Consider the following 25,203-nt stretch of genomic DNA (forward strand, 5'->3'; position numbering starts at 1 on the left):
TTAAAGAGGATTTATCAGGTGACCGCCATCTACAGGGATTATTGAACCTGTCATAAAAGATGAAGCCTCACTTGATAAAAGTAACAACACCCCATCAAGATCTGATTCTAGGCCCAATCTATTCATAGGTATATTTTTAATATAGTTTTGTCCATCAGTCGTTGCAAAAAAATCATCATTTATTTCAGTTAAAATATAACCTGGAGCAATTGCATTCACCCTAATATTCGATCTCGCTAACTCTAGAGCCATACTTTTCGTTAACTGAACTAAACCTGCCTTAGCGGTTGCATAACTCGCAAGATTGATTCCTACTCTTAGACCAAGAATTGAAGCAATATTAATAATACTGCCTCCTTTATTATCCTTAATTAAAAGATCTGTGAAGTTCTTTGCAACTCTAAATGCGCCACTCAAATTTGTTTCAAGAACATAGTTCCAACTTTCCTCATCTAAATCTTTAAACCTCTTCGGATCAGATGTCCCAGCATTGTTAACTAATATATCTGCAGAACCAATTGAAGACTCTACTTTTGAAAAGAAATTTAAGACACTTTCTTCAGAAGTTACATCTAATGACAGGACAAGCACTTCACCATCAATTTCATCCTTGAGTTTTTCTAAGTTTTGCATTCTTCTTGCGCAGATAACCAAATTAGCGCCAGCAGCAGATAGTGTTTTTGCAAAGTGTTTACCAAGACCTGAGGATGCGCCAGTAACAATTGCAGTTTTCCCATCTAAATTAAATATATCTTTCATAATTATTTTATATTTTTTAGTAATTTCTCCACTTCTTTTATTAAGCTATCTTGATGAGGTTGAAGTTCTTGCTGACCTAGGTTTCCGATGATTCTTTGAAATGGGTCTACAATGCCCATATTTTCTTTAGCTAGAGTTTCGATTACAGAGTGTGCAAAGAAGGGCACAGTGGCTGGACTGTAACCACCTTCATGGGTCATTAGAATTTTTCCATTACAAACTTCGTCAGCTATTTTCATTAGCTTCTCTGTTAGAGATTTAAATCCTTCACCAGTCATCATTTGTCTACCAATTGGATCACCTGCACCTCCATCAAAACCTGAAGGCACAATGATTAATTCAGGTTTGTATTTTTCAATCGCCGGTATTACTACTCGATCGAATGCAGCTTCATAAGCTCCAACACCAGAACCGGGAGGTAGAGGAATATTAATATTGTAACCAGCTCCTTTTTCTTCCCCATTCTCTGAGACAAGACCAGAGTTAGTCGGGAAATTTCTATCTTGATGTAAAGAAATTGTTAAAGCATTAGAGTCATTATAAAAAGCAGCTTGTGTTCCGTTTCCGTGATGCACATCCCAGTCAATAAAAGCTATTTTGTGTAAATCTTTATTTTTGAGAGCATGCTTTCCAGCAATAGCGGCATTTCCAAAAATACAAAATCCCATAGCTTTATTGGGCATAGCATGGTGACCGGGAGGTCTGACCAAAGCATATGCATTATTAACCTTTTCTTCTATAACGTGATCAATTGCTTCAATGACCCCTCCGGCAGAAAGAAGTGCAATATCAAAACTACCAATTCCAGTCGGTGTTGTGATGCCCGCATCAATAGTTATCGAGTTATTCAGTGATTTAATATGTTCAAAATGATCTTCAGTGTGAAAAAGTAAAATTTCATCTTTAGTTGCCTTTCTGGGAGTTATTTGAAAAAGTTTTTCATAAAGCCCTGAAACTTCCATTAAGTTTTTGATTCTCCTTTTTGCATCAGGATTCTCTGAATGTTGAAAAGGCTCAACTGGAAAGCCATAGGGCACATAATCAGCATGATTTCCTGTGTCATGCCAAAGATAAAGCTCGTGAAATACTATGCCTGTTTTCATTTTTATATTATTTCAAAGTATCTATCTAACTCCCATAAAGAAATTTCATCAGAGTCAAAAAAGTTTTTATTTTTCTGGAATTCATTAAATTCCCAAATCCTAGTGTTTGCAAAATGCTTGACAAAAGTCTCCCCGAAAAGATTTTTGGCTGATTCTGAATTCTTGAAAAGATTTGCTGCTTCACCTAAATTAGAAGGTACTTGATATTTTCGCTCTAGCCTTAAATCATATGCGCCACCTAAAGTCTCTTCGGTGGGGTCGATTTTTTCTTGAATCCCAAGAAATCCTGCTCCTAATGTTGCAGCAAGCGCAAGGTATGGATTGGAATCTGCACCCGGTAGTCTATTTTCTATCCTTTGGCTAGTTGAATCACCTTTTATGACTCTAAATGCTGTTGTTCTATTTTCAACTCCCCAAGTCATATTGATTGGAGCCCATGCGCCAGGACATAGTCTTTTATAGGAATTTACAGTTGGGGCAATCATTATAGAAAACTCTCTCATATATTTTTGTAAACCTCCTATAAAATATTTTAGATGTTCTGGTAGATCCTTTTGGCTAGATGCGAATAGCGATTTTCCTTCTAGATCTTGAAGAGAGGTGTGAATATGACCAGATTGTCCAGGATACTTATCTGACCATTTCGCCATAAAATTTGCCATAAGGTCATTTTTCTGGAATAGAACTTTAGAAAAAGTCTTAAATAAAGTTGCTTTATCGGTGGCATTTAGCGAATCATCTACAGTAATAGCTGCCTCTATTACTCCTGGTCCTGTTTCAGTATGGAGACCCTCGAGATGCATGTCCATGTCTAAACATAAATTCAATAAGTCATTATAAAGTTGAGACTCAACAGAGCTCCTTAGTATTGAATATCCAAACATTCCAGGAGTGAAATTCGTAAGGTTAGAATAATTTTTACTCCTTATAGAATGAGGTGTTTCATTGAAAAGAAAAAATTCATATTCAAAAGCAGACTTTGATCTTATCCCTACATCTTCCATTTTTTTAATAAGTTTATTCAGTAAACCTCTGGGGCATACTTCGTCTTCGGATAATTCTGCTAGAAAGAATGGAATATTCTCTTCAAATGGATTGATCCTTCCGGATTCAGGAATAATATTTACTTTGGCATCAGGAAATCCTGAGTGCCATCCTGTGTAAAGATCATCCTCTGATTCATTCTTTAGTTCATATAATTCATCACTGCTATCCCAACCAAATATTACATCGCAAAATCCAAAACCTTTTTTAGAAGATTTGATGAATTTATCTACATGCATATATTTTCCTCTCAGAATGCCATCTATATCTGTTAGTCCAACTTTGACATAATCTGTTTTAGAAGAATCTAAAAACTTTTTTACATCCTCTGCTGACTTTAATTTTCTAATCTTCATTTCTCTTTCCTGATGGTTTTAGCTTAAAAAAATACAAACTGTTAGAATTTCTATTTGATTGTAACTTCATAAATATAATTGTTGAAAATTAATGAATAGAAAAACTATTTCTGTCCTAGGAGGGGGAAGTTGGGGCACAGTCTTAGCTCACCTTGCTTCATTGAATGGAAATAAAGTAACTCTGTGGATGCGAGATGAAGAAATTGCAAAAGAAATTAATCAAACTCACATTAATCAACGATATCTGCCAAGCTTAAATCTAGAATCAAATCTCGTAGCAACCCCTCATATTGAGGAAGTATCTGATTCAGACACAATAATTTTTTGTATACCAAGCGACGCTTTTAGGGAGGTATCGTCTCTAGCAGCAAACTTTATTCAAGAAAGTTCTTATCTGATTACCGCCACTAAAGGTGTCGAAAAAGATAGATTTAGTTTGATGAGCAATATTCTTGAGGAATATTATCCTAAGAATCCAATAGGTGTCTTAAGTGGACCTAATCTAGCAGAAGAAATAGCGAATCATCATTTATCTGGAACGGTTATAGCTAGCAAAGATAAAGATCTCAGAAGAGAGACTATTGAAGATTTATCAACAGATTATTTTAAAGTTTATGAGAATGATGATCCTTATGGTGTAGAAATGGGTGGTGCATTAAAGAACATATATGCAATTGCATGCGGTATAGCCGCTGGATTAAATTCAGGAGAAAATACTATTGGCATGATTATGACAAGAGGGTTAGGCGAAATGGGACGTTTGGCGGCTGATTTAGGCGCTAATCCTCAAACTTTTCTAGGTTTGGCTGGGGTAGGAGATCTTATTACAACTTGTGCATCACCTTTGAGTAGAAATCATCAATTTGGAAAATTTATTGGTGAAGGTCTATCCGTTGATGAAGCTAAATTAAAAATTGGCCAAACCATTGAAGGATTAAAAACCTTGTGGGTTGTGAAGAACATATCAGATAAAAATCAAGTTGAGATGCCAATTGTGGATTCTCTTTACAAAATAATCTATAAAGGTGATAGTCTTGATGGAACAATTCAAAATGTCTTGGGTCAAGACATGATAAAAGATGTTGAATTTGTAAAATAAATATATGTCAGAAAAAGAACAAGATAAAGTCATTGATGTAGGTAATGAAGAAATCATCGACAGCGAAGAGTGGAAAGATAACTTCCTAAAACAGGGAAAATGGATAAGGCTTTTTTGGATGTTAGCCTTTTCGTTTGCATATTACCTGTCTATGACCTTCCTATGGTTAATTGTATTCATTCAGTTTCTTTTCGTTTTAATTACGGATAAAAGAAGTGAAAATATTTCTAAAGTTTCTCTAGGTTTTAGAGATTATATGGTTCAAATTATCGATTACTTAACTTATCAAAGTGGTGAAAAGCCTTTCCCATTTAGCGATTTTCCTAAATCTCAAGATACTAGCGAAGATTAGTATAACTTTTTAAATAAAAGGATGTCTCAGCATGGAAAACTTTAAGAATAAAATAGCAGTTGTCACCGGTGGCGGTACCGGTATGGGTAGAGAGCTAGTTAGACAGTTAGCTGCAGAAGACTGTCATGTCGCTATGTGTGATGTAATACAGGAGAATATGGACGAAACATTTGAAATTGTTTCTAAGGAGTGCCCAAATATTAAAGTTACTAAGCATATTTGTGACGTCAGCGATGAGGAGCAGGTCCTCCAATTTAGAGATGAAGTGATAGATCAACATGAAACTTCAGTAATAAATCTTCTTTTTAATAATGCCGGTATTGGAGGCGGGGGAAGCTTCGTTGAAGGTTCAAGAGAAGAATGGGAGAGATGCTTCGCAGTTTGTTGGTATGGTGTTTATTATTGCAGTAGAGCTTTTATGGACTACATTGTGGCTAGCGACGAAGGACATATCATTAACACTAGCAGTGTTAATGGTTTCTGGGCTACTTTAAATGGAGTACCTCATACCTCCTATTCTGCCGCTAAATTCGCTGTAAAAGGTTTCAGCGAGGCATTAATTGATGATTTTAAAGTTAATGCTCCACATGTTGGGGTTTCAGTTATCATGCCAGGGCATATCGGGACTTCTATAGCTGAAAATACAGGGAAGATTTTAGGTGGGGAAAGATCAGATGAAGACTACGAAAAGACAAAACAAGATATGATAAAAATGGGACTTCCAGTTCACAACTTTTCGATTGAACAAATTAAAGATCAAATTAGAGAAAATGCTGAGTCTTTTAAAAATAATGCCCCTACGTCCTCAGCTGAAGCTGCAGAAATAATTCTTTCTGCTGTAAAACGAAAGGAATGGAGAGTACTTGTTGGAGAAGATGCAAAGGCAATTGATGGTTGGGTCCGAAAATCGCCAGAGGATGCATATAATATAAATTTTAATGGGGAAAGAAGGGGAGAATAGATGCAAACATTCAATGATAAAGTCGCCGTAATTACAGGAGCGGGATCAGGGATGGGAAGATATCTAGCAATATTGCTTGCACAAGATGGTGCTGATGTCTGCGTAACGGATGTGAACGAAGAGACATTGAATGAAACAGTCGAAATGTTAAGAAAATATAATATTTCTGTCTCTTCGCATGTTTTGGATGTATCCAATAAGGAATCTATAGAAGCCTTACCTCAGAAGGTGATCGATCAACATGGCAAGGTTGACTTGGTATTCAACAATGCTGGTGTTACAACCGGTTCTCACTTCAAGGATATGGATGAGAAGAACTGGGATTGGGTCATGGGGATTAATTTTGATGGTGTCATCAACAGCACTAGAGCATTTATACCTCATATGATTGAAAGTCCTGAAGCGGCTATCGTTAACACATCATCTATATTTGGTATGGTTGCTGTCCCTGGACAAACCGTATATCACGCAACAAAGTTTGCTGTAAGAGGATTTACCGAAAGCTTAGCTCTTGAGATGAAAGCAACAAATCCAAATCTGCAAATTCATTGTGTCCATCCTGGACATATTGGGACAAATATTGCGGCGACTGCAAGAATGAGTGATGAAGACTTCAATAGAGATGATGGAGCTAGAGACTCTATTTTCACAAGAAATGCTCCAAAGTCTCAACAAGAAATGGGAGATCTTTTTAGGGAAGGAGGTATGCACCCAAGTAAAGCCGCACAAATTATACTTAATGGTGTAAGAAAGAAGAAAAGTAGAATCTTTATTGGTTTAGATGCTAAATTGTTAGATCTTTCACAAAGATTATTTCCTAAACACTATCATAAGACTTGGGCTTTTTTCATGCCATTTCTGATGATTTTCAGAGACAAGAAGGCATTAAAGTCAGTCGATTAATTTTTTAAATGTAGAGTAGTTAGGATTATCAATAGAAATTTTATTCTTTGATAATTTGACAAGTAAGTCCTTTAAATCTTCGTTTTGTAGATCTAACTTTTCTTCCTTTATCAATAACGCAAGATCTTTAATATTTGCAGTATCTTTTTCGATTAGTTCTCTTAAATCCTTTATTACTTCATTAGATAGTTTTTCTCCGAGAGTTATTTCTCTGCTAACTATGTTTAATACATTTTCGACAATCCTCAATTTAAATGCTAAGTGAGGAGGAACCTCATCTTTGATTTTTTCATTTAAAAAATGATTCACCGCATCTAATAACTCAACACTATCGGGTTTATCAAAGATCATCATCTACCTCCTAAAAAAAGTAAGTCCACTATATCAATTTCCGTTTCAGATACTCTTCTACCAATTGCTGCCTTTTCTACAGAATTTATTGTCCCATTTAAATGAGCTGATGCTTGTATGAGGCAAATAACTCCCCACCTGAAAGTTCCAAAAACTTGCCATGCCCTAACTGTTTCCTGATCAACCTTATATTCACTAATGGAGTTGTATCCGTCCAGAAGGTCTTTTAAATCACCAAAACCGCCTACAACTTTATCCGTATTGCCAAACCTCCAAGAATTCCCGCAAATCCATCCAAGATCTTGTAAAGGGTTTCCTACATGAGCAAGTTCCCAATCTATAATTGATTGCAACCCATCTTGACTAACAATTATATTTCCAAGCCTAAAATCACCATGCACAAGAGCATCATCAATTTCACCAAAGTTCTGTTTCTTTAGCCAAAGATAGGTGTACTCAAACACGGGAGAAGACTGATTAAATACAGTATAGGTTTCATATAAATCATTCAGTTGCTCGTTGACAGTCTTTTTTGGAAGAAAACTTAATTCTGCTATATCTGTTTGATGAATTTTTGCTATGGATTCACCACATTCAAAAGCCAGATTCTGAAGTGCATTTTTATATTCCGAATCTCTTAAGATTTTTCTTGCAATAGTTTCACCTTCAACAAATTTCATAATGTATGAATCTCCCAGAGGTTCGCTAAGAGAAGATACAGAAATGATTTCGGGAACTAATGCACCTAATTTTCTAACCGTTTTTTGTATTTGGGCTTCATCTGAAGTTTTGATTGCAAGAGGTCCTTCAATTCCTGAACCTCTCCTAAGAATATATTTTTCAGATTTATCTTTGAGTTTTACTTCAAATTTCCAAATTTCTTTTGATGCTCCACCAGTTAAAGGCTCAAGATTTATAATCTCACCATTAATGGACTCACTTTCCAGTTTCTTTGATAAAAGACTTCCTAACTCTTGGTTCATTTAGCTATCTAAGCTTGCGTCTCTTTCACCAAAATCCCAACCTACGCCATTATTTTGATAATTTTTTAAGATTCTTCTGGCAACAGATTGAACATGAACCTCATCTGGGCCATCATAAATTCTTGCTTCTCTTGCGTGTCTGTACATTAAGCTCAGAGGGGTATCATCAGTAAGACCTTTAGCCCCATGTACCTGAATGGCTCTATCAATTACATTGTGAACCATTTCAGCACCTACAACTTTTATCATTCCTATCTCTATCCTTGCATCATCTCCTTGATCAATCCTTTTAGCAGCATCGAGTGTAAGGTGTCTGCTGGCTTGAATTTCACAAGCACTATCAAAGACAAATTTTTGCATTAACTGTTTGTCAGCTAAAGGAGTCCCAAAAGTCTCCCTTGAATGTAATCTTTCACACATTAAATCAAACGCTCTTTGAGCTTGGCCAAGCCATCTCATGCAGTGAAAGATTCTACCAGGGCCTAACCTTCTTTGAGCAATTAAGAAACCTTGTCCTCTAGGACCAAGAAGATTTTCTTTGGGCACTCTGACATTGTCATAATTAACTTCATAATGACCACCATTTATGCCCAGAACTGGCGTTTCTCTCACTATCTTGTAACCGGGATTATCAGTTGGAACAATAATCATACTAAAAGCTCCATGACTAGGAACATCCAACTCGGTACGACACATAACAGTTGTGTAAGAAGCTCTGGCAGCTCCTGTTGTAAACCATTTAGTTCCATTTATAACCCATTCATCACCTTCAAGAATAGCAGTAGTTTGTAATTGAGTTGGATCAGAACTAGAAATATCTGGTTCGGTCATTGCAAAGCTTGGAAAAACTTCACCTTGGACCAAAGGTTCAAGATATTCATCTCTCCATTTTTTAGGAGCAAATTCTCTGAGCATTATTGAGTCTTGAAGTGAATGCGTTCCTAAAGCAACCATCGCGCTAGAAGATCTTCCAACAACTTCATTTATGTAGACATATTCCATGAAAGGCATACCTTGACCTCCTATATCTTTAGGATGCCCAAGTGCCCACAAAGAATTATCTTTTGCTTTTTGCATCAGTTCAGAAAGTTTCTCTTTAGATTCCTCGTTTCCTTTATGAAGAACAGGTTCAGCAGGATAAACTTCCTCTTCAACGAACCGTTTTACTTCTGATCTTACCTCTTTCCAGTTTCTATCCATTTCTTTCCCCATTTTATTTTTTTAGATTTATTGATTGCTTAAATCCCTTAAGGTTTACTTTACTTTTTTCCATAACTACGTCTTCCTCCCCCTGAAGAACATTTTCATTGAATTTGTAGATAATATTGTAATTTCCTCTTAAACATTGTTTGTTGTGTTTTGATGCCTTTGCACTTATGCCTTCATTTAAAGATAAGTATTTCTTTATCTTCGAAGATGAGTATTTTTTTGATAACAAGGTCATTGCTTCTTCAGGTGATAAGATCAAAGCTGAGGCATTATTACCCCCAAAACCTTTTGCATTTAAAAAAGCTGCACTGAAATAATCTTTATCCTCTTTCTTATTATCAAGAAGAATATCTAAGTTCTTCTGATGAACATCCTCAGCGATAAATTCTGTTGAATGTATACCTGGAACTATACCTTTATCCCATGTTCCTAGAGTAGCTGTAAGTTGGTCACCAGATGCAGGCGCCATACTATGACCTAAATAAGATTTTATACCTGAAACTGGAAGGGATCTTATTCCATAGGTTTGTGCTACTTCATTAAGAATATGAGACTCAGTGGTTCTGTTTGCTGGCGTTCCTGTTCCGTGAGCATGCACAAAGGTTCTATTTCTTAGTTTTTTTAACCCAATAATTTTTTCTGCTTCTGAGGCACACTTGGCCATAGTTATATAATTACCAACACCTGGTCCACTTATTGAACTTTTGAATCCATCTGAATGAGATGAAACAGCAGATACACATCCATAAACTTGAGCTCCTAACTCCATAGCTAAAGCATCATCCATTAATATAACGAACTGAGCTGACTCACCAAGCACCATGCCTACATTTTGGCCAAAAGGTCTACATGCCTTATTTTGGATTGGACCCTCTGTTAAGTTTTCATTATGTTGCGCTTGCATTTCCATCATTCTTTTATCATCTGATAGTGCGCTCATTGCATAAAACCCATCAACAATCTCAGGAGTAATAGGAGCTTCTGCACCGCCTACAACCACAAATCTAGCAGATCCCGACTCAATGGCTTCTTTCCCCATTTGTAAGTTATACAAAAAAGTTGCACAAGCACCAACAACATGACCGGTACGTCCCACACTACCTAGAATATAGGCATTTATGAAGTCAGCAGACATTTCTACTAAACCTAAAGCTAAATTCTTGGAACTTGCTCTAGATCCTTTCAATCGTGATTGCATTAATCCACCAAACCCGAAACTATCTAGTTGGCCTATTGCTGCTCCACTAAAAACTGCTACTTCATCTGGAGCTATTTTTTCTTGGATGACTTTCCAGTCTACTCCTAGCTGTCCGAGAGCATCACCCATACCAAATATGGTCATCTGAAGTGCTCTAGGATGCTGTCTTGCTGGGTATAAGCTCGAAGGATCAAATCCTTTCGGTAATTGCCCAGCTGCACTCGCACCTATTTGATCAAGAATAATTCCATCTTGGTCATATAAATCCCTATCTATTTCTCTTACCATTGTGTCAGACCTTATATCTGAACTGTTATCAAGTAAGTATTTTTTGAGATCAATTGTATCACCTGAATTAGTTTCCCAAGATCTACCAACAGGCTCGATTTTCCCCTGTAGAACGGCCAAGTCCTGAAGAACCTCAAGTTGTTCTTTACTTGAAAGAGAATCGAAGACCATATTTTTGTAAGCAAGGTAAGATGAACTTCTCCCTGCTGAATTTATTCCTCCGAAGCCGGTTATTAATGCAAGAGATTTTGAAGTCATATGATTAAATTATTTTAGTCTTACAGATTTTTATATTGTATGGCAATATTCACATAAGTTTTAAAGTATATAACACGGGAGAAGTTATGCATCCGGGAGTTAATGGAAAAAAGTTTCCAGAAAAGCCAGCTGTAATAATGGCAGGTAGCGGTAAGGTAGTCACACATGGTCAATTAAACGAACTGTCTAATCAAGGTGCACATTTATTTAGATCTCTGGGACTAAAACCAGGTGACTCAATTGCTATCATGATGGAAAATCACCATTTATTTTTTCCAATCGTATTTGCTGCTTGGAGAAGTGGTCTTAGGTACACCACGATAAGTTGGAGACTTCAACCATCTGAAGTGGAGTACATCGTTAAAGATTGTGATGCCAAAGTATTAATTACTTCTAAGTTTTTAGAACAAACAGCAGACGATCTCAAAGCAGCTCTAGAAGGTGTTCATCTATATATGTTGGACGGCACAACATCTGGGTATCTTTCTTATGAAGATGGTATTCAAGATATGCCAATTGATTCGATTGAAGATGAATGCCAGGGAGGATCTATGCTTTATTCCTCAGGAACCACAGGCAAACCAAAGGGGGTGAAAAGAGAATTGCCATTAACTCCATTACCCTATGAGCCAGATGAAGAAGATCCGGGTCTAGGTCGAGTGCTAATGCTGTATGGAGCAGGAGAGGACAGTGTGTATTTATCTCCAGCGCCACTATATCATGCCGCCCCGCTAAATTTTAATACTGGCTTTTTAGCCTCAGGCGCAACTTCAATCATTCTCGAAAAATTTGATGAAGAGAATGCATTAGAATCAATAGAAAAATATAAGGTTACTCATTCCCAATGGGTGCCAACAATGTTTGTTAGATTCTTAAAGAAAGATCCTTCAATTAGATCGCAATATGATTTATCAAGCCATCAAGTTGCTATTCATGCAGCTGCGCCTTGTCCAGTAGCTGTGAAAGAAGAGATGATAGATTGGTGGGGCCCTATAATTCACGAATACTATGCGGGCACTGAATATAACGGAATAACTATGATTAATTCTGCGGAATGGCTAGAACATAAAGGTAGTGTGGGCAGACCTTTATTTGGCTCATTACATATCCTTGATGATGATGGTGAGGAATTACCAACGGGCGAAGTAGGAGGAGTTTACTTTGGAGGTGAGACAGCAACGACATTTGAATATCATAATGACGAAGAGAAAACTAAAAGCGCAATGACTGATAAAGGTTATAGTTCTCTTGGTGATGTAGGTTATGTAGATCAGGATGGTTTTCTTTATCTTACTGATAGAAAATCTTTCATGATTATCTCTGGAGGAGTGAATATTTATCCAAAAGAAACTGAAGATCTTTTGGTAATGCACCCTAAAGTTGCAGATGTGGCGGTTTTTGGTGTTCCGAATGAAGAAATGGGGGAGGAGGTAAAGGCTGTTGTGCAGCCAGCAAATTTAAGTGATGCAGGGCCCGACTTAGAAGCAGAACTCATCGCTTTTTGTAAAGAGAATATGTCCTCAATTAAAAGTCCTAGAAGTATAGATTTCGAAGAGGAACTGCCTAGACATCCAACAGGGAAATTATATAAAAGACTACTTAAAGATAAATACTGGCCCTAAAGATGCTTAGAAATAAATCTATGGTAGTTGGTTCAACTGGCCTGGTTGGTAAATCTGTAGTAAATCATCTAATTGAAAAAGAAATTTCGGTTTTAGCTCTTGTAAGAAATGATCAAGTAAGTAGTCACTCTTTGTTAAATTATTACAAGATAGATTTTGATGATCTTCAACTTCCAGATGAGATCTTTTCAGATATTAAAGATATATATATTTGTTTAGGTACCACTATCAAAAAAGCTGGATCAAAAGACGCTTTTCAGAAGGTTGATATAACTTACTGTTACGAGATCGCTAAGCAAGCGCAGGCTAGTGGAGTTAAAAATATATCTATTGTTACTTCTCTGGGATCGGATCCTAACGCTGCAAACTTTTATTTAAAAAGTAAAGGAATGATAGAAGATAAGATAACTAAAATAGATTTTGATTCTATATCTATTCATAGACCTGGTTTATTAATAGGCGCTAGAAATGAAATTAGGTTAGGTGAGTTTATTGGACAAAAGATTTTTCCTTATTTTATAGATCCTTTCTTAATGGGAAGCACAAGAAAGTACCGAAGTATAAAGGGTGACATTCTAGCCAAGGCGATGGTTAATTTATCCGGATATGGAGAGGGGGTTAATTACTACTATTTTGACGACTTTAATAAATCTGCGAAAGGTGACCTCTAACCTGCTTTTTTAAATTTAAGGTCATCATCTTCTACACTTTTGAAACGAATCTGAGTGATATCTCTTAAATAATTTTGGCTATTAATCCAAGGATCTCTTGAGCCTTGCTTGGGCAGTTGATCTCTTACTCTCTCAATATATCCAGAGTTTAAATCAAGATATTCTTTTTCAGACACTACATCTTCGCCTATTTCAGGACAAAAATAATCCAAACCTTTTTTGTCTAGTAAGTTAATCAATTTACATGCATATTCCGATATTAGATCAGCGCCTAATGTCCAAGAAGCAGTAGTGTACCCAAAAGTTGCTATTAAGTTAGGTACATCACTGAACATCATGGTTTTATATTGCGTCTTTTCTGATATATCGAGAGTTTGATTATCAATTTTTATATCTATACCGTTTAGCAACATCATATTAAGTCCGGTTGCTGTAATAATGATGTCAGCTTCTAATTCCTCTCCTGAATCAAGCTTAATGCCTTTTGGAGTAAATTCATCTATTGTTTCAGTTACGACTGAAGCCTTTCCAGAATTTATAGCATTGAACATATCTCCATTAGGAACAAAACATAGACGCTGATCCCAAGGCATATATCTAGGAGTGAAATGTTTATCAACATCATAGTCTTCTCCAAGGTGTCCTCTAACATGATTGATTAGCATCTCTTTTGTCTTTTCAGGATTTCGTCTAAGTCTATTGAGCATAAATCTTTGCATTAGGATATTTTTCCATCTCACCAAAAAATAACCCAATCTATCTGTGGTAAATTTCTTAATGAAGTTACCGATTTTATCTTCATCGGGAGCTGCAAAATAATAAGTAGGGGACCTTTGAAGCATAGTGATGTGTTCTACTTTTTCTGACATAGCAGGAACGATCGTCACAGCGGTTGCTCCGCTGCCAATCACTACGACTTTCTTATTAGAATAGTCTAATTCCTCAGGCCATTTTTGAGGATGAACGATTTGACCTTCAAATGCTTCAACATTTTTAAATTCAGGCGTGTAACCTTCATCATAATTATAATATCCGCCACATAAATATAAAATATTGCAAGTCATTTCTTCAATAGAATTGTTCTTTTGATTTTCTATTTTTAAATACCAAAGAGCATCGGGAGACGACCAAACAGCAGATATGACTTTCCTATTAAATTGAATTTTTTTTCTCAAATCAAATTCATCTACAGTCTCGTTGAGATACTCAAGAATAGAAGGTGCATCTGCTATTGTTTTAGGGCTCCTCCAAGGTTTAAATTTATAACCCATAGTATGCATATCAGAGTCAGATCTTATACCCGGGTATTTAAAAAGATCCCATGTACCCCCTAAATTAGATCGGCCTTCTAGGATTGTGTAAGTCTTTTGTGGACATCGCGTTTTCAAGTTATAAGCAGCTCCAATACCTGAAATACCAGCTCCAACTACTACTACATCAATATGTTCCATTATCTAAACCTCTTTTTAGATCATTATAGCAATGTTTTATACAGTCCTTTTTAAGAAAACTTAAGAAGTTCGTCTTGATGGCCTTCAGCGCCGCCAAGCAAATGATTAAGGTATGATTCATGTGATTCCATCCACATAGCTTTTGAACGACTTCTACCTGCAGATTCATCATCTTTAGTGCCTTTCATATACCAATTATTGCATTGGAGCCATATTTTTCCTTCGGATGAGACATTACATTTATCGGTCCAAATTTTAACTGCTTCTTCAAGTGGCTCTACTTCGTTTTTATCATCAAGTTTCATAGTGGAGACAAGTTTTGCAATATATTTACCTTGTTCTTCACACAGAAGAGTTACATTAGTCACTGGGTTAAGGCTTTGAGGTCCAACCATCATATAAAAATTTGGCATGTCACTTACATGAAGACCCCATAAAGTTTTTGGCTCAATCATCTGAAAATTATTCTCAACAGAAGCTCCAAATTTATCAGCTAAAGTTACACCATTTTTTCCTATTACCGAAAAAGGTATGAGGCCTGCATCAAATCCTGTGGCATAAATAATAACTTCAAGTTCGTATAAATCCCCTGATGACATTTCTAGGCCATTCTCATTCACGGCAACCACTCCCCCAGGATCATTGACCAAGTGAACATTGTCTTTATTAAAAGTTGTGAAGTAGTCATCAATAATCAAAACTCTCTTGCAAAAAAAAGGGTAATCAGGCGTTAGTAGTTTCGCTACCTCTGGATCATCGACATCTTTTTTTATTCTTTCACTTAAAAGGTCACAGACTGCAGAATTCCAATCTTTGTCATGTAATTGATCGAACGTGAAAGGCAAATTTGGATCAGGGGGATATTCTCCTTTCCAGTCTACGTATCTGAGCTTAGAACTATATCCTCCAGCTTTGAAAGCATCGATTATATCTGGTGGAGTAGGTTGGTCTTCTCTTTCGATAGCCCAAGTGGCCGTTCTTTGAAATACAGTAAGGGATTCCACTTCATCTGCGATAGTTGTGATAACTTGTGCAGCAGAAGCTCCTGTCCCAACAATTCCTACTTTCTTACCTTTTAAGTTAGCTTCTTGGTCCCATTCTGCTGTATGAAAACTTTCTCCCTTAAATTTTTCCATTCCACCAAATTCAGGCATTCTAGGACTTGATAGTGGTCCGTTTGCACACACTATGTGTTTTGCAAATATTTCTGTTCTTGTTTCATTTTCAAGGTTAGTGACTTCAACTCTCCATTTTCCAAAATCTACGTATTCAAGACCTACAACCTTTTGTAAGAATTTTATGTGTTTACGTATATCAAAATGGTCAACGAGAAGTTCTGCGTAATCAGCTATTTCAGACTGACTTACGTATCTTTTCGAAGGTATAAAGCCGGTTTCATCTAAAAAAGGTAAGTATGTATATGATTGAACATCACATGCAGCTCCAGGATAAGATCCAACACCGCCATGAGCCCAAACTCCCCCCAAAGAATTATTCTTTTCAAGAATACAGAAATTATCAATACCTTCTTCTTTCAAATAGTGTGCACAGGTTATACCGGAAAAACCACTACCTATAATTGCAACATCGTATGTTTTCATTTTAATTTTATTTTATAAAGATGCTTCACAGGCTTCAACAGTTTGCAGTATCAACGTATTAATTGTCATCGGACCGACTCCACCTGGAACTGGAGTGTAAGCAGAACATCTATCTATAACTCCTTCTAGATCTATATCTCCACACTTTTCAGGATGATAGCCTGCATCAATTACTACTGCCCCATCTTTGATCCAATTTGACTTGATGAATTTAGGAATTCCAACTGCTCCAACAATAATATCGGCTCTTATGAGGTGCTCTTTCAAATTAGTAGTTTTAGAATGACATATTGAAACAGTTGCATTCTCATTCAATAACATCATCGCCATTGGCTTTCCTAATATAGGACTTCTTCCAACTACAACTGCATGCTTTCCTGCAATTTCTATCTTGTATTCATGCAGCAATCTCATTATCCCTTGTGGAGTACATGAACCGAAAGCCCTTTCTCCCATGGACATGTTTCCAAACCCTAAGCAAGTCACTCCATCTACATCTTTTTTTATATCTATTGCGTCAAAACAAAGCCTCTCATCGATTTGATTAGGTACTGGATGTTGAAGGAGAATTCCATGAACTTCAGGATTAGAGTTCAACTCATTTATTTTTGATAACAATTTTTCAGTTGTGGTTTTGCTGTCTAATTCAACTTTTATGGATTTCATACCTATTCTTTCACAGGCATTTCCTTTCATCTTAACGTAAGTTGCAGAGGCGGGGTCAGATCCCACTAATATGGTAGCTAAAATTGGAACAAAATTTCTCTTTTCTAGCAGATTTTTCACTCTCATCTTTAAATTTTCCTCTGAGGCGAGAGCTAAACTTTTTCCATCCATAATTATAGCCATCCAAAGATTATATTAGTATTGGATGATTATTCGTAAATAAAAAGTCAATAAAACTGAAACTTTACAAATTTTCGTCGTATAGGATAGAAAAATAAAGTAAAAAAAAGAAAAATTTGCTGTAATTTGTAACTTTATGAAGTTATAGTGACATTTAGGAAACATATATAGGTAAATTTTTATCTTAAATATGTAAATTTTGACGCAAGGAAGGGGAAAATTTCCGCGTCCAATATTAATTAATGGGGAGAAAAATGTTCAAAAAACTATTCTACGTTCCACTTATTTCATTTTTAGTATTTTCTAATTTCATTGTCTCAGATGATGTTGAAGAGGTTGTTGTAACAGGTAGTTACATCAAGGGAAGTCCTACTGATGGAGCTTCTCCAGTAGAACTATATGATCGATCTACAATTGAGGCTATAGGTGCAGTTAATGTTGCAGATATAACTGCGAATATTGCTGTTAATTCTGGTTCTGAAAACCAAGCTGATTCATTTACATCGGGAGCGCTGCAAGGCAGAACAAATGTAAACTTGAGGGGATTAGGTCTATCTTCTACTTTGGTACTTTTCGATGGTAGAAGACAAACGGTCGCAGGTGCTACTGCAAATGATGGCAGTGTATTTGTGGACACTTCTTCAATTCCGATCATCGCCTTAGAGAGAGTTGAGGTTCTAAAAGAAGGTGCTGCTTCAATATATGGATCAGACGCTGTTGCCGGTGTAGTAAACTATATCTTCAGGAGAGATTTCACCGGTTTTGAAGTTGATTTAACTCATCAAGAAACCGATCTAGGTTCACAGGAAGATGATAGAGTTAGTTTTATTTGGGGTGCAGGTAGTGGAGACACTAATTTAGTACTTGCCTACAGTGCACTTGATAGATCGCCTCTATCTCAAAGCGAGTTAGAGCTGGCTCCTCTTGGAATCAGTGGATTAGGAACAAGCTTCCTTTTATTTGGTCCTTCAACTGTAGAATCAGGACCTTATGCTGGAACATATAGTGCCTTCCAAAATGTTCCAGATCCAAACTGTGTAGCTAACAAAGGTATATTAATTCCTCAAGCGAGTGGAAGTCGTTGCGGATTTAAGTACGGCCCTAGATTTAATATTGTTAATGATGAAGAACATAACCAACTTTATGTTTCACTAAAGACTGTTCTAACAAGTGGTATAAATGCTGAACTTGATTATCTAAAAGCTGAAACTGATGTTTTTGATAATCCTCAGTCACCTTCTTATCCAGCCTTATCATATTTAAGTCCTGCATTAGCAATTCAACCTGGCACTGGTGGTAATCCATTTGGAGTTCCAGCTCTTTGGCTCGGTAGACCTTTAGCGTCCGCTTTCCCTTCGCCATTTGCTCCAAGAGAAATTGAAATGGATAGAGTATCATTCGGACTATCGGGAACATTGGATAGTGGTTTCGATTGGGATTTTCATATGACTCGTAGTGCTGAAGATTCATATGGTAGACAACCAGACACTGGAACTTCTGCTCTTGCAGCTGCGATCAATGGAACTGGTGGGCCTACAGGAGATCAAACCTTCGATCTATTCAACCCGTCTGCTAATTCACAAGAATTAAGAGATTGGTTAAGGTCAGACCAAGAAACTTGGAATAAAGTTGTACTTTCGGTCGTTGATTTTGTTGTATCAGGTGAAATAGGCAATGTATCAGTTGCTGGTGGTCTTCAATCTAGAACTGAGAAGTATGATCTCAAGAGAAGTGCTAATTCAACTGTGGAATTTGATGCGGCAGGAAATTTAACGAAACCAGCTGACATGATATTCTTAGGCGGAGGTACAGAGTCTGATGCATCTAGAAGAACAAATGCTATATTTGTAGAAGCCTCAACTGATCTTACAGACCAATTAGAGTTAAAAGGTGCTGTCAGATATGAGGACCTTGAAAATGATTCGAATGTCGATCCTAAAATTTCTCTAAGATATCAGGTTAATGATGATGTGATTTTAAGAGCATCTGTCAGTACGTCATTTAGAGAGCCATCACTTGCACAACTTTATTCAGACACTGTTGGTCTTCAAGGAATTCAAGATTTTGATGAAGATGGGAATACTGTTGGACAGGCAACATTTATTCGTATAGCACAAGCAGGAAGTACAGCTCTGAAGCCAGAAGAGGCTGATAACTTAAATGTTGGTATCATTTGGTATCCAACCGATAACTTTGAAGCTAAATTAGATTACTGGATGGTTGATTACACTGATGTGATAACCATTGAAAGCGCGCAAGGAATTGTCTCCAGGACTCCTAATAGCTCAAAAGTTCAAAGAACTACAGATGGTACATTGACTGGGGTTACTACTAGTTACTTTAATGCCGCTTCTGTTGATACTAATGGTTTTGATGTTGAACTTCTATACTCTTTGGATACTAACATCGGAAATATCATATTAGGCATGAATGCAACTCATATGCTTCAGTATGAGATTCCGATTGGTGGTGTAACAACAGATGTTGTTGGGCTGTTTAATCATGACAATTTTGCAAGGTCTCTTCCAGAAACTAAAGCAGTTTTATCAGCAAATCTAATTTCAGGTAAACACACTGCTGCTGCTTACGGAAGATGGGTTTCTAGCTATGAAACAACCAATAATCCAACCCCAACAGCTTTAGCACTTGGATTTGATCAAAATATTGATAGTCACTTCACTGTTGATCTTCAATATAGCTATACATTTGACTTCAATAGCGCAGACGACCTAAGGTTAACACTAGGTGTCAAGAATGCTTTTGATGAAGAAGTGCCTCAGGTGTATGACAGTGCAAACTGGAGTTATGATCCAAAACATCATGACCCAAGAGGAAGAATGTTTTCAGTAGGTTTGAAACTTACTATGTAACTTTCCTTTGTAAAAAAACCCGGCGCTTGCCGGGTTTTTTTGTGCATAAAACTTCTAAGAAGGTATAATCCTCATCTTTTCGGGGCATAGCGCAGCCTGGTAGCGCACCTGCTTTGGGAGCAGGTGGTCGCAGGTTCAAATCCTGCTGCCCCGACCAGTTAAATTGAATAAAAAACAGATCGTTATAATAGGAGGAGGGCTGCAAGGTTTAGCAACTGCAAACGCTCTCATAGACAGAGGTGAAGAAGTTTTACTTCTTGAGCGAGATAGTGACGTTGCCACCTCAACAAGTTTTGCGAATGCAGGTATGATGACTCCCTCACAATCATCACCCTGGAATTCTCCCTCTGATATTGCACAAATCCTAGCTGGCATTGGCAAGGTAGACAGCCCTATGCTAATGAAAGCAGATCAAATTCCATCTTTATTTTTTTGGGGATTAAAGTTTTTAAGAAACTCAACACCAAAAAGATTTAGAGAAATATCAAGAAATTTATTTGAATTAGCTAATTACAGCAAAAACCTCACCGTTGAATTCAGAAAAAGAAATAATGTTACTTATGATGAATCTGAGATAGGAACATTGAAGATTTACAGAAACTCTGAATCAATGAACAAATCCATTAGTCAGCAAGAAAAAATATTTTCTAATCTTGATGCTGTAAAAATAATAAATAAAGATGAATTAATAGAACTAGAACCTCAACTCAAGGAAATACAAACTGAACTTTCAGGAGGACTTTTGTTTTCTAATGATGAAGTTGGAGACGCATATAAGTTTTGTAAAATTCTTGAAGAAAGAATAAGAAATAATGGTGGTAGAATTTTAACAAAAACTAACATTAATAAGATTCTTATTAATAAAGGTCATGTCAAAGGCATTGTCACAGAAAGGGCTATACTTCAGGCAGAAAGAGTCGTTATTTGCAGCGGATCTTGGTCTAGAGAGCTTTTGAAAAAAGTTGGTCTCAACTTACCTGTAAGACCTGTTAAAGGTTATTCGCTAACATTTGATACTACAGGGTTAAACAATGTTCCAAATATATCTTTGGTAGATGAGAGCATTCATACAGCTGTAACTTCCTTTCATAATAGAATCAGGGTAGCAGGAACTGCAGAATTTGCTGGCTATGATGATGCTATACACCCCAAAAGAATAGATTATTTATATAGGATGTTAGAAAACATATATCCTAGTTTGTACAGTCAATTAGAAGAAGGAGAAGGAAAGATTTGGCATGGCTTTAGGCCGATGAGCGCGGACGGCTTACCATTCATTGGCGCTACAAAAATAGAGGGTTTGTTTGTAAATTGTGGTCAAGGCCATTTGGGGTGGACGCTTGCAATGGGATCTGCAGCACTACTGGCGGACCAATTGCAATTCAAAGATTCAGAAATTGATAGAAATCCTTATCTCGCGAGTAGATCACTTTAAATTATTCATTTTCAATTTTATTGCTTGAGATATAATTCATGCAACTCCTCGTACAGTGGGTCGCAGGTTCGAGTCCTGCCGAGGAGGCCACTTCTATTCATAAATTTATGTTTTCTCAAATACTTGAAGGCTCCATTCATGAACGATAAAATAATTTCTAAATTTTTTTCTAAATGTTAGGTTCACACATTTCTGTTTACGGCGAAGTTCAAGGATCAGGTTTTAGATCTTGGGCAAAAGAGCAAAGCGCAAAACTAGGTTTATCCGGTTGGGCAAGAAAGGCGTCAGATGGTTCGATTGAAATTTTTGTTCAAGGAGAAGGAGATTCAATAAACTCATTTATATCGCTGTGCTGGGATGGCCCTGCTTTTTCTCATGTAGATGATGTACTTGTACAAGATGCCAATTCAGACGAATCTATCTCAGGATTTGAAATATATTAAATTTATCATCTCCAATTTTTATTAGGTGCTAAAATGTTAATTTTTTGGTGGGCGTAGCTCAGTTGGTAGAGCCCTGGATTGTGATTCCAGTGGTCGTGGGTTCGAGCCCCATCGCCCACCCCAAAGGATAAACTATGAAATTTTCATTCAAATCAAATGTAGACATAAATCAAAGTCTTCCGATAGTAGTGCTCAATAAAGACATTGAAGAGCAAGTTCTGATAAAGCTCAAGAAGGCTCAAAAAGAATCTAAGCTTAAAGGATTCAGAAAGGGTAAAGCGCCTTTGGATGTTGTTGAGGGAATCTATGGCCCTGAGATTAGACAAGACGTCCTTTGGGATTTGGCAAGTAAATCGTTTGCAAAACTTGCTGAAGAAAAAGATTTAAAAATTGTTAGTAGACCAAATTTGATTCCTGAACAAATTGAAGTCGGTAAGGACGCGAAGTTCAAGGCCACCTTTGAGGTATATCCAGAAGTCAAAATATCAAAGATGAGTAAAATCTCTTACACAAATTTTCTATGTGAAATCACAGAAGAAGATTTAGATAAGACAATCACAAACCTTCAAAAAAGAATGAGTCAGTGGGTACCCTCCAAAGATAAATCTAAAAGCGGAGATCAAGTAAAGATAGATTTCGTTGGAAAAATTGAAGGTGAGGAATTTGAAGGAGGAACCGCAGAAGACTTTACAGTTGAGATAGGTTCAAAGTCAATGATTGAGGGTTTTGAGGATGGTTTGATAGGATTCGAAGCAGGAGAGAAGACTATGCTGGAATTGAAATTTCCGGATGATTATGGAAAGAAGGATCTCGCATCAAAACCTGTATGTTTTGAAACAAAAATAAATGAAGTTCTTCGTTCAAAGTTACCAGAATTGAATGAAGAATTTTTTAAAGGAACCGGTATAGAGACAGATAATATAGAGGCTTTTAAGAAAGAAGTTCGCTCGAAACTTGAGGAAGATTTAAAAAATATAATAAATGGAAAAGTTAAGCAAAGTCTTTTTGATGCTCTTTTACAAGCAAATGATTTCAAGGTTCCTTCTTCAATGATTGATTCTGAGGTCTCTAACATGAAACATGACACAGCCAGAAGAATGGGAATGGATCCAAAAGATCTGAAAGAAGATCTGTTCCCGGATGAAACATTCAAGGAAGAAGCTACTAAGAGAGTTAAAGTTGGTATATTGCTCAATAAAATTATTGAAGACAAAGAGCTAAAACCTGATGGAGATAAAGTTAAAGAAATCATCGAAGAAAGAGCAAAAAACTATAAAGATCCTCAACAAGTTATTAATTACTTTTACTCAGACGATGAGCAACTAAGAAACATAGAATCAATTTCTCTAGAAGAACAAGTTGTTGAAGTTATAAAGGTTGAAGCTAAATCTATTGATGAAAATATTTCTTACGAAGATTGTGTTTCTGGAACTTATGGTTGAAAATATTTTTAAAATCCCCATTTAAATACAGAGGAAGATATAAATGAGTAAAGAAAATTCAAATCTCGTAAATCAACTAGTACCTATGGTTGTTGAGCAGACACCAAGAGGAGAACGTGCCTACGATATTTATTCAAGATTGCTTAAAGAAAGAGTGATCTTTTTAACAGGACCTGTAGAAGATTACGGCGCAAATTTGATAGTGGCTCAGATGCTTTACTTAGAAGCAGAGAATCCCGATAAAGACATACATCTTTATATTAACTCACCAGGGGGTTCGGTTACAGCTGGGCTTTCAATTTACGATACTATGCAGTTTATTAAGCCTGATGTCTCTACACTTTGCATAGGACAAGCTGCTAGTATGGGGGCAATTTTACTATGCGGGGGAGCTAAAGGTAAAAGACAGGCTCTTCCAAATTCAAGAGTTATGATTCATCAAGTGTTGGGAGGATTTCAAGGTCAAGCAAGCGATATAGAGATTCATACTCAAGAGATACTGTCTATTAAAAAGAAATTAAATGAAATTTTAGCAAGCCATTCAGGTCAAAAGGTTGATAAGATAGCCAAAGACAGTGATAGAGACAATTTTATGTCTCCTGAACAAGCTGTAAAGTATGGACTAATTGACGATGTGGTAGATAGTCGCTCAGTCAAAAAATAAAAGGAGATTTTATGTCTGATAAAGATAACACAGAAAACAACGATGATAAGCTTTTATACTGTTCTTTCTGTGGAAAGAATCAAAATGAGGTCAGAAAGCTCATTGCAGGACCTTCTGTATATATTTGCAACGAATGTATAGATCTTTGTAATGACATAATTAAAGAGGAAATCTCTGAAACAACTGAGGCTGAGGAGGAAAAATTTCCAGTCCCGATAGAGATAAAAGCTACTCTAGATGAGTACGTCATAGGCCAAGAGGAAGCCAAAAAGAATCTATCAGTTGCAGTTTATAATCATTACAAAAGATTGAAAGGTGGTAAGAAGATAGATTCATCCGACGAAGTTGAACTCACAAAAAGTAACATTTTGCTTTTAGGCCCTACAGGCTCTGGTAAGACTCTATTAGCACAAACACTTGCCAGGTTACTAGATGTACCCTTCACTATTGCCGATGCTACTACTTTAACTGAAGCGGGTTATGTGGGTGAGGATGTTGAAAATATAATACAAAAGCTTCTTCAAAAATGTGACTACGATATTGAAAAAGCTCAATTAGGAATAGTCTACATTGATGAGATCGACAAGATAGCTAGAAAGTCAGACAACCCATCCATCACAAGAGATGTTTCTGGTGAAGGAGTGCAGCAGGCTCTTCTAAAATTAATTGAAGGAACCGTAGCATCTGTTCCTCCCCAAGGCGGAAGAAAACATCCTCAACAAGAATTCTTGCAAGTGGATACTTCCAACATATTGTTTATCTGCGGAGGTGCATTCTCTGGTCTAGAGTCTGTAATACAACAAAGATGTGAAGAGACTGGTATTGGATTCGGTGCAAATGTAACTTCCATTAGGTTAGAAAATGAAACAGATAAGCTTATAGGACAAGTTCGCCCTGAAGATCTAATCAAGTTCGGCTTAATCCCAGAGTTTGTAGGTAGACTGCCTGTAATTACTACATTAGAACAGCTTGATGAGGAAGCCTTGGTTACTATACTTACTGAACCAAAAAATAGTCTTACTAAGCAATTTTCAAAACTATTTGAGATGGAGAATGTAGAGTTAGATATTAGAGAAGATGCACTTCTCGAAATTGCTAAAAAAGCTATCGAGAGAAAAACTGGAGCAAGAGGTTTGAGGTCAATTCTTGAAAATATATTGATGGAAACTATGTATAAAGTTCCATCTGAAGAGTCCCTGAATAAGGTAGTTCTTGATAGCTCTGTTGTAAAGGGTGAAACTGAACCTTTGATGGTTTATGAAAAGACTTCAAAAACTAAAACTGGTTAACTCTT

General features: G+C 36.7%; 22 protein-coding genes and 2 tRNA genes. 14 read left to right on the forward strand and 10 right to left on the reverse strand.

Translation table 11 applies throughout. The features are described 5' to 3' along the window. The 3 genes from M9C83_02980 to M9C83_02990 are packed head-to-tail and all read right to left on the reverse strand — an operon-like array spanning nt 1 to nt 3,262. Entirely contained in the window at nt 1-762 is a 762-nt protein-coding gene (locus M9C83_02980) for an SDR family oxidoreductase (GenBank protein ID URQ67389.1), read from the reverse strand. Beyond that, nucleotides 762-1,862 (reverse strand): class II histone deacetylase, encoded by a 1,101-nt coding sequence (locus M9C83_02985; GenBank protein URQ67179.1) that lies wholly within the window; start codon nt 1,860-1,862, stop codon nt 762-764. Before M9C83_02985 ends, M9C83_02980 begins: the two co-directional genes overlap by 1 nt. A gap of 2 nt (nt 1,863-1,864) precedes the next feature. Beyond that, the gene (locus M9C83_02990) at nt 1,865-3,262 is read right to left on the reverse strand and encodes a glutamine synthetase family protein (GenBank protein ID URQ67180.1); all 1,398 of its coding nucleotides are present in this window, start codon (nt 3,260-3,262) and stop codon (nt 1,865-1,867) included. Nucleotides 3,263-3,353: 91 nt separating this feature from the next. Here M9C83_02990 and M9C83_02995 point away from each other — a divergent pair, with 91 nt between their 5' ends. From M9C83_02995 to M9C83_03010, 4 genes are read left to right on the forward strand one after another with little or no spacing between them, the layout of a single operon-like run. Further along, nucleotides 3,354-4,361 carry an NAD(P)-dependent glycerol-3-phosphate dehydrogenase gene (locus M9C83_02995; GenBank protein ID URQ67181.1) on the forward strand — a complete coding sequence of 336 codons (1,008 nt, stop codon included), beginning with the start codon at nt 3,354-3,356 and terminating at the stop codon, nt 4,359-4,361. 4 nt (nt 4,362-4,365) lie between these two features. Beyond that, nucleotides 4,366-4,713 carry a DUF4389 domain-containing protein gene (locus M9C83_03000; GenBank protein ID URQ67182.1) on the forward strand — a complete coding sequence of 116 codons (348 nt, stop codon included), beginning with the start codon at nt 4,366-4,368 and terminating at the stop codon, nt 4,711-4,713. A 31-nt stretch (nt 4,714-4,744) separates the two neighbouring features. Next, nucleotides 4,745-5,674, forward strand: coding sequence for an SDR family oxidoreductase (locus tag M9C83_03005; GenBank protein URQ67183.1), 930 nt, complete (start codon nt 4,745-4,747; stop codon nt 5,672-5,674). Then, the gene (locus tag M9C83_03010) at nt 5,675-6,577 is read left to right on the forward strand and encodes an SDR family oxidoreductase (protein ID URQ67184.1); all 903 of its coding nucleotides are present in this window, start codon (nt 5,675-5,677) and stop codon (nt 6,575-6,577) included. Here the strand turns inward: M9C83_03010 and M9C83_03015 are convergent. Genes M9C83_03015 through M9C83_03030 form a run of 4 tightly spaced genes read right to left on the reverse strand, consistent with a single transcriptional unit; the run spans nt 6,566 to nt 10,864 of the window. After that, nucleotides 6,566-6,931 (reverse strand): DUF6285 domain-containing protein, encoded by a 366-nt coding sequence (locus M9C83_03015; protein URQ67185.1) that lies wholly within the window; start codon nt 6,929-6,931, stop codon nt 6,566-6,568. The two genes, M9C83_03010 and M9C83_03015, sit on opposite strands and share 12 nt — an antisense overlap. Continuing rightward, nucleotides 6,928-7,911, reverse strand: a complete 984-nt coding sequence (locus M9C83_03020) for a phosphotransferase family protein (protein URQ67186.1) — start codon at nt 7,909-7,911, stop codon at nt 6,928-6,930. The genes M9C83_03015 and M9C83_03020 overlap by 4 nt, the downstream gene beginning before the upstream one ends. Beyond that, entirely contained in the window at nt 7,912-9,123 is a 1,212-nt protein-coding gene (locus tag M9C83_03025) for an acyl-CoA dehydrogenase family protein (GenBank protein URQ67187.1), read from the reverse strand. A 1-nt stretch (nt 9,124) separates the two neighbouring features. Beyond that, nucleotides 9,125-10,864, reverse strand: coding sequence for a beta-ketoacyl synthase (locus M9C83_03030; GenBank protein ID URQ67188.1), 1,740 nt, complete (start codon nt 10,862-10,864; stop codon nt 9,125-9,127). Between the two features lie 86 nt (nt 10,865-10,950). On the opposite strand from M9C83_03030, the gene M9C83_03035 reads away from it, so the two are divergent. Further along, nucleotides 10,951-12,486, forward strand: a complete 1,536-nt coding sequence (locus tag M9C83_03035; GenBank protein ID URQ67189.1) for an acyl-CoA synthetase — start codon at nt 10,951-10,953, stop codon at nt 12,484-12,486. A 2-nt stretch (nt 12,487-12,488) separates the two neighbouring features. Then, the gene (locus M9C83_03040) at nt 12,489-13,157 is read left to right on the forward strand and encodes an NAD(P)H-binding protein (protein ID URQ67190.1); all 669 of its coding nucleotides are present in this window, start codon (nt 12,489-12,491) and stop codon (nt 13,155-13,157) included. Here M9C83_03040 and M9C83_03045 read toward each other — a convergent pair. The 3 genes from M9C83_03045 to folD are packed head-to-tail and all read right to left on the reverse strand — an operon-like array spanning nt 13,154 to nt 17,058. Further along, a complete protein-coding gene (locus M9C83_03045; GenBank protein ID URQ67390.1) occupies nt 13,154-14,611 on the reverse strand; it encodes an NAD(P)/FAD-dependent oxidoreductase in 1,458 nt (485 codons plus the stop codon). The two genes, M9C83_03040 and M9C83_03045, sit on opposite strands and share 4 nt — an antisense overlap. Nucleotides 14,612-14,658: 47 nt before the next feature. Further along, the gene (locus M9C83_03050) at nt 14,659-16,209 is read right to left on the reverse strand and encodes an NAD(P)/FAD-dependent oxidoreductase (GenBank protein ID URQ67191.1); all 1,551 of its coding nucleotides are present in this window, start codon (nt 16,207-16,209) and stop codon (nt 14,659-14,661) included. Between the two features lie 12 nt (nt 16,210-16,221). After that, entirely contained in the window at nt 16,222-17,058 is an 837-nt protein-coding gene (gene folD / locus M9C83_03055; GenBank protein URQ67192.1) for a bifunctional methylenetetrahydrofolate dehydrogenase/methenyltetrahydrofolate cyclohydrolase FolD, read from the reverse strand. A 251-nt stretch (nt 17,059-17,309) separates the two neighbouring features. Here folD and M9C83_03060 point away from each other — a divergent pair, with 251 nt between their 5' ends. The 8 genes from M9C83_03060 to clpX all read left to right on the forward strand — a co-directional run bounded on the left by M9C83_03060 (nt 17,310) and on the right by clpX (nt 25,198). After that, a complete protein-coding gene (locus tag M9C83_03060) occupies nt 17,310-19,925 on the forward strand; it encodes a TonB-dependent receptor (GenBank protein ID URQ67193.1) in 2,616 nt (871 codons plus the stop codon). A gap of 80 nt (nt 19,926-20,005) precedes the next feature. After that, nucleotides 20,006-20,082, forward strand: a tRNA-Pro gene (locus M9C83_03065). A 6-nt stretch (nt 20,083-20,088) separates the two neighbouring features. Beyond that, nucleotides 20,089-21,360, forward strand: a complete 1,272-nt coding sequence (locus tag M9C83_03070) for an FAD-dependent oxidoreductase (protein URQ67194.1) — start codon at nt 20,089-20,091, stop codon at nt 21,358-21,360. A gap of 173 nt (nt 21,361-21,533) precedes the next feature. Then, complete coding sequence (locus M9C83_03075; GenBank protein URQ67195.1) at nt 21,534-21,803, forward strand: acylphosphatase; 270 nt, start codon at nt 21,534-21,536, stop codon at nt 21,801-21,803. Nucleotides 21,804-21,850: 47 nt separating this feature from the next. Beyond that, a tRNA-His gene (locus tag M9C83_03080) sits at nt 21,851-21,926 on the forward strand. An 11-nt stretch (nt 21,927-21,937) separates the two neighbouring features. Next, nucleotides 21,938-23,245, forward strand: a complete 1,308-nt coding sequence (gene tig, locus M9C83_03085) for a trigger factor (protein ID URQ67196.1) — start codon at nt 21,938-21,940, stop codon at nt 23,243-23,245. A 43-nt stretch (nt 23,246-23,288) separates the two neighbouring features. Next, nucleotides 23,289-23,909: an ATP-dependent Clp endopeptidase proteolytic subunit ClpP gene (clpP, locus tag M9C83_03090; GenBank protein URQ67197.1), complete on the forward strand. Its 621-nt coding sequence runs from the start codon at nt 23,289-23,291 to the stop codon at nt 23,907-23,909. Nucleotides 23,910-23,920: 11 nt separating this feature from the next. After that, a complete protein-coding gene (gene clpX / locus M9C83_03095; GenBank protein ID URQ67198.1) occupies nt 23,921-25,198 on the forward strand; it encodes an ATP-dependent Clp protease ATP-binding subunit ClpX in 1,278 nt (425 codons plus the stop codon). The last annotated feature ends 5 nt before the right edge of the window (nt 25,199-25,203 follow it).

The sequence above is a fragment of the SAR86 cluster bacterium genome (genome assembly GCA_023703575.1).
Classification (GTDB): Bacteria; Pseudomonadota; Gammaproteobacteria; order Magnimaribacterales; family Magnimaribacteraceae; genus Magnimaribacter.

Coding starts and splice junctions, on each gene's coding strand:
- M9C83_03025 (URQ67187.1), bottom strand. CDS start 9,123: ATGGGGAAAGAAATGGATAGAAACTGGAAAGAGGTAAGATCAGAAGTA.
- M9C83_03060 (URQ67193.1), top strand. CDS start 17,310: ATGTTCAAAAAACTATTCTACGTTCCACTTATTTCATTTTTAGTATTT.
- M9C83_03050 (URQ67191.1), bottom strand. CDS start 16,209: ATGAAAACATACGATGTTGCAATTATAGGTAGTGGTTTTTCCGGTATA.
- M9C83_03000 (URQ67182.1), top strand. CDS start 4,366: ATGTCAGAAAAAGAACAAGATAAAGTCATTGATGTAGGTAATGAAGAA.
- clpP (URQ67197.1), top strand. CDS start 23,289: ATGAGTAAAGAAAATTCAAATCTCGTAAATCAACTAGTACCTATGGTT.
- tig (URQ67196.1), top strand. CDS start 21,938: ATGAAATTTTCATTCAAATCAAATGTAGACATAAATCAAAGTCTTCCG.
- M9C83_03010 (URQ67184.1), top strand. CDS start 5,675: ATGCAAACATTCAATGATAAAGTCGCCGTAATTACAGGAGCGGGATCA.
- M9C83_02990 (URQ67180.1), bottom strand. CDS start 3,262: ATGAAGATTAGAAAATTAAAGTCAGCAGAGGATGTAAAAAAGTTTTTA.
- M9C83_03020 (URQ67186.1), bottom strand. CDS start 7,911: ATGAACCAAGAGTTAGGAAGTCTTTTATCAAAGAAACTGGAAAGTGAG.
- M9C83_02995 (URQ67181.1), top strand. CDS start 3,354: ATGAATAGAAAAACTATTTCTGTCCTAGGAGGGGGAAGTTGGGGCACA.
- M9C83_03030 (URQ67188.1), bottom strand. CDS start 10,864: ATGACTTCAAAATCTCTTGCATTAATAACCGGCTTCGGAGGAATAAAT.
- M9C83_03005 (URQ67183.1), top strand. CDS start 4,745: ATGGAAAACTTTAAGAATAAAATAGCAGTTGTCACCGGTGGCGGTACC.
- folD (URQ67192.1), bottom strand. CDS start 17,058: ATGGCTATAATTATGGATGGAAAAAGTTTAGCTCTCGCCTCAGAGGAA.
- M9C83_03035 (URQ67189.1), top strand. CDS start 10,951: ATGCATCCGGGAGTTAATGGAAAAAAGTTTCCAGAAAAGCCAGCTGTA.
- M9C83_03040 (URQ67190.1), top strand. CDS start 12,489: ATGCTTAGAAATAAATCTATGGTAGTTGGTTCAACTGGCCTGGTTGGT.
- M9C83_03015 (URQ67185.1), bottom strand. CDS start 6,931: ATGATGATCTTTGATAAACCCGATAGTGTTGAGTTATTAGATGCGGTG.
- clpX (URQ67198.1), top strand. CDS start 23,921: ATGTCTGATAAAGATAACACAGAAAACAACGATGATAAGCTTTTATAC.
- M9C83_02985 (URQ67179.1), bottom strand. CDS start 1,862: ATGAAAACAGGCATAGTATTTCACGAGCTTTATCTTTGGCATGACACA.
- M9C83_03075 (URQ67195.1), top strand. CDS start 21,534: ATGTTAGGTTCACACATTTCTGTTTACGGCGAAGTTCAAGGATCAGGT.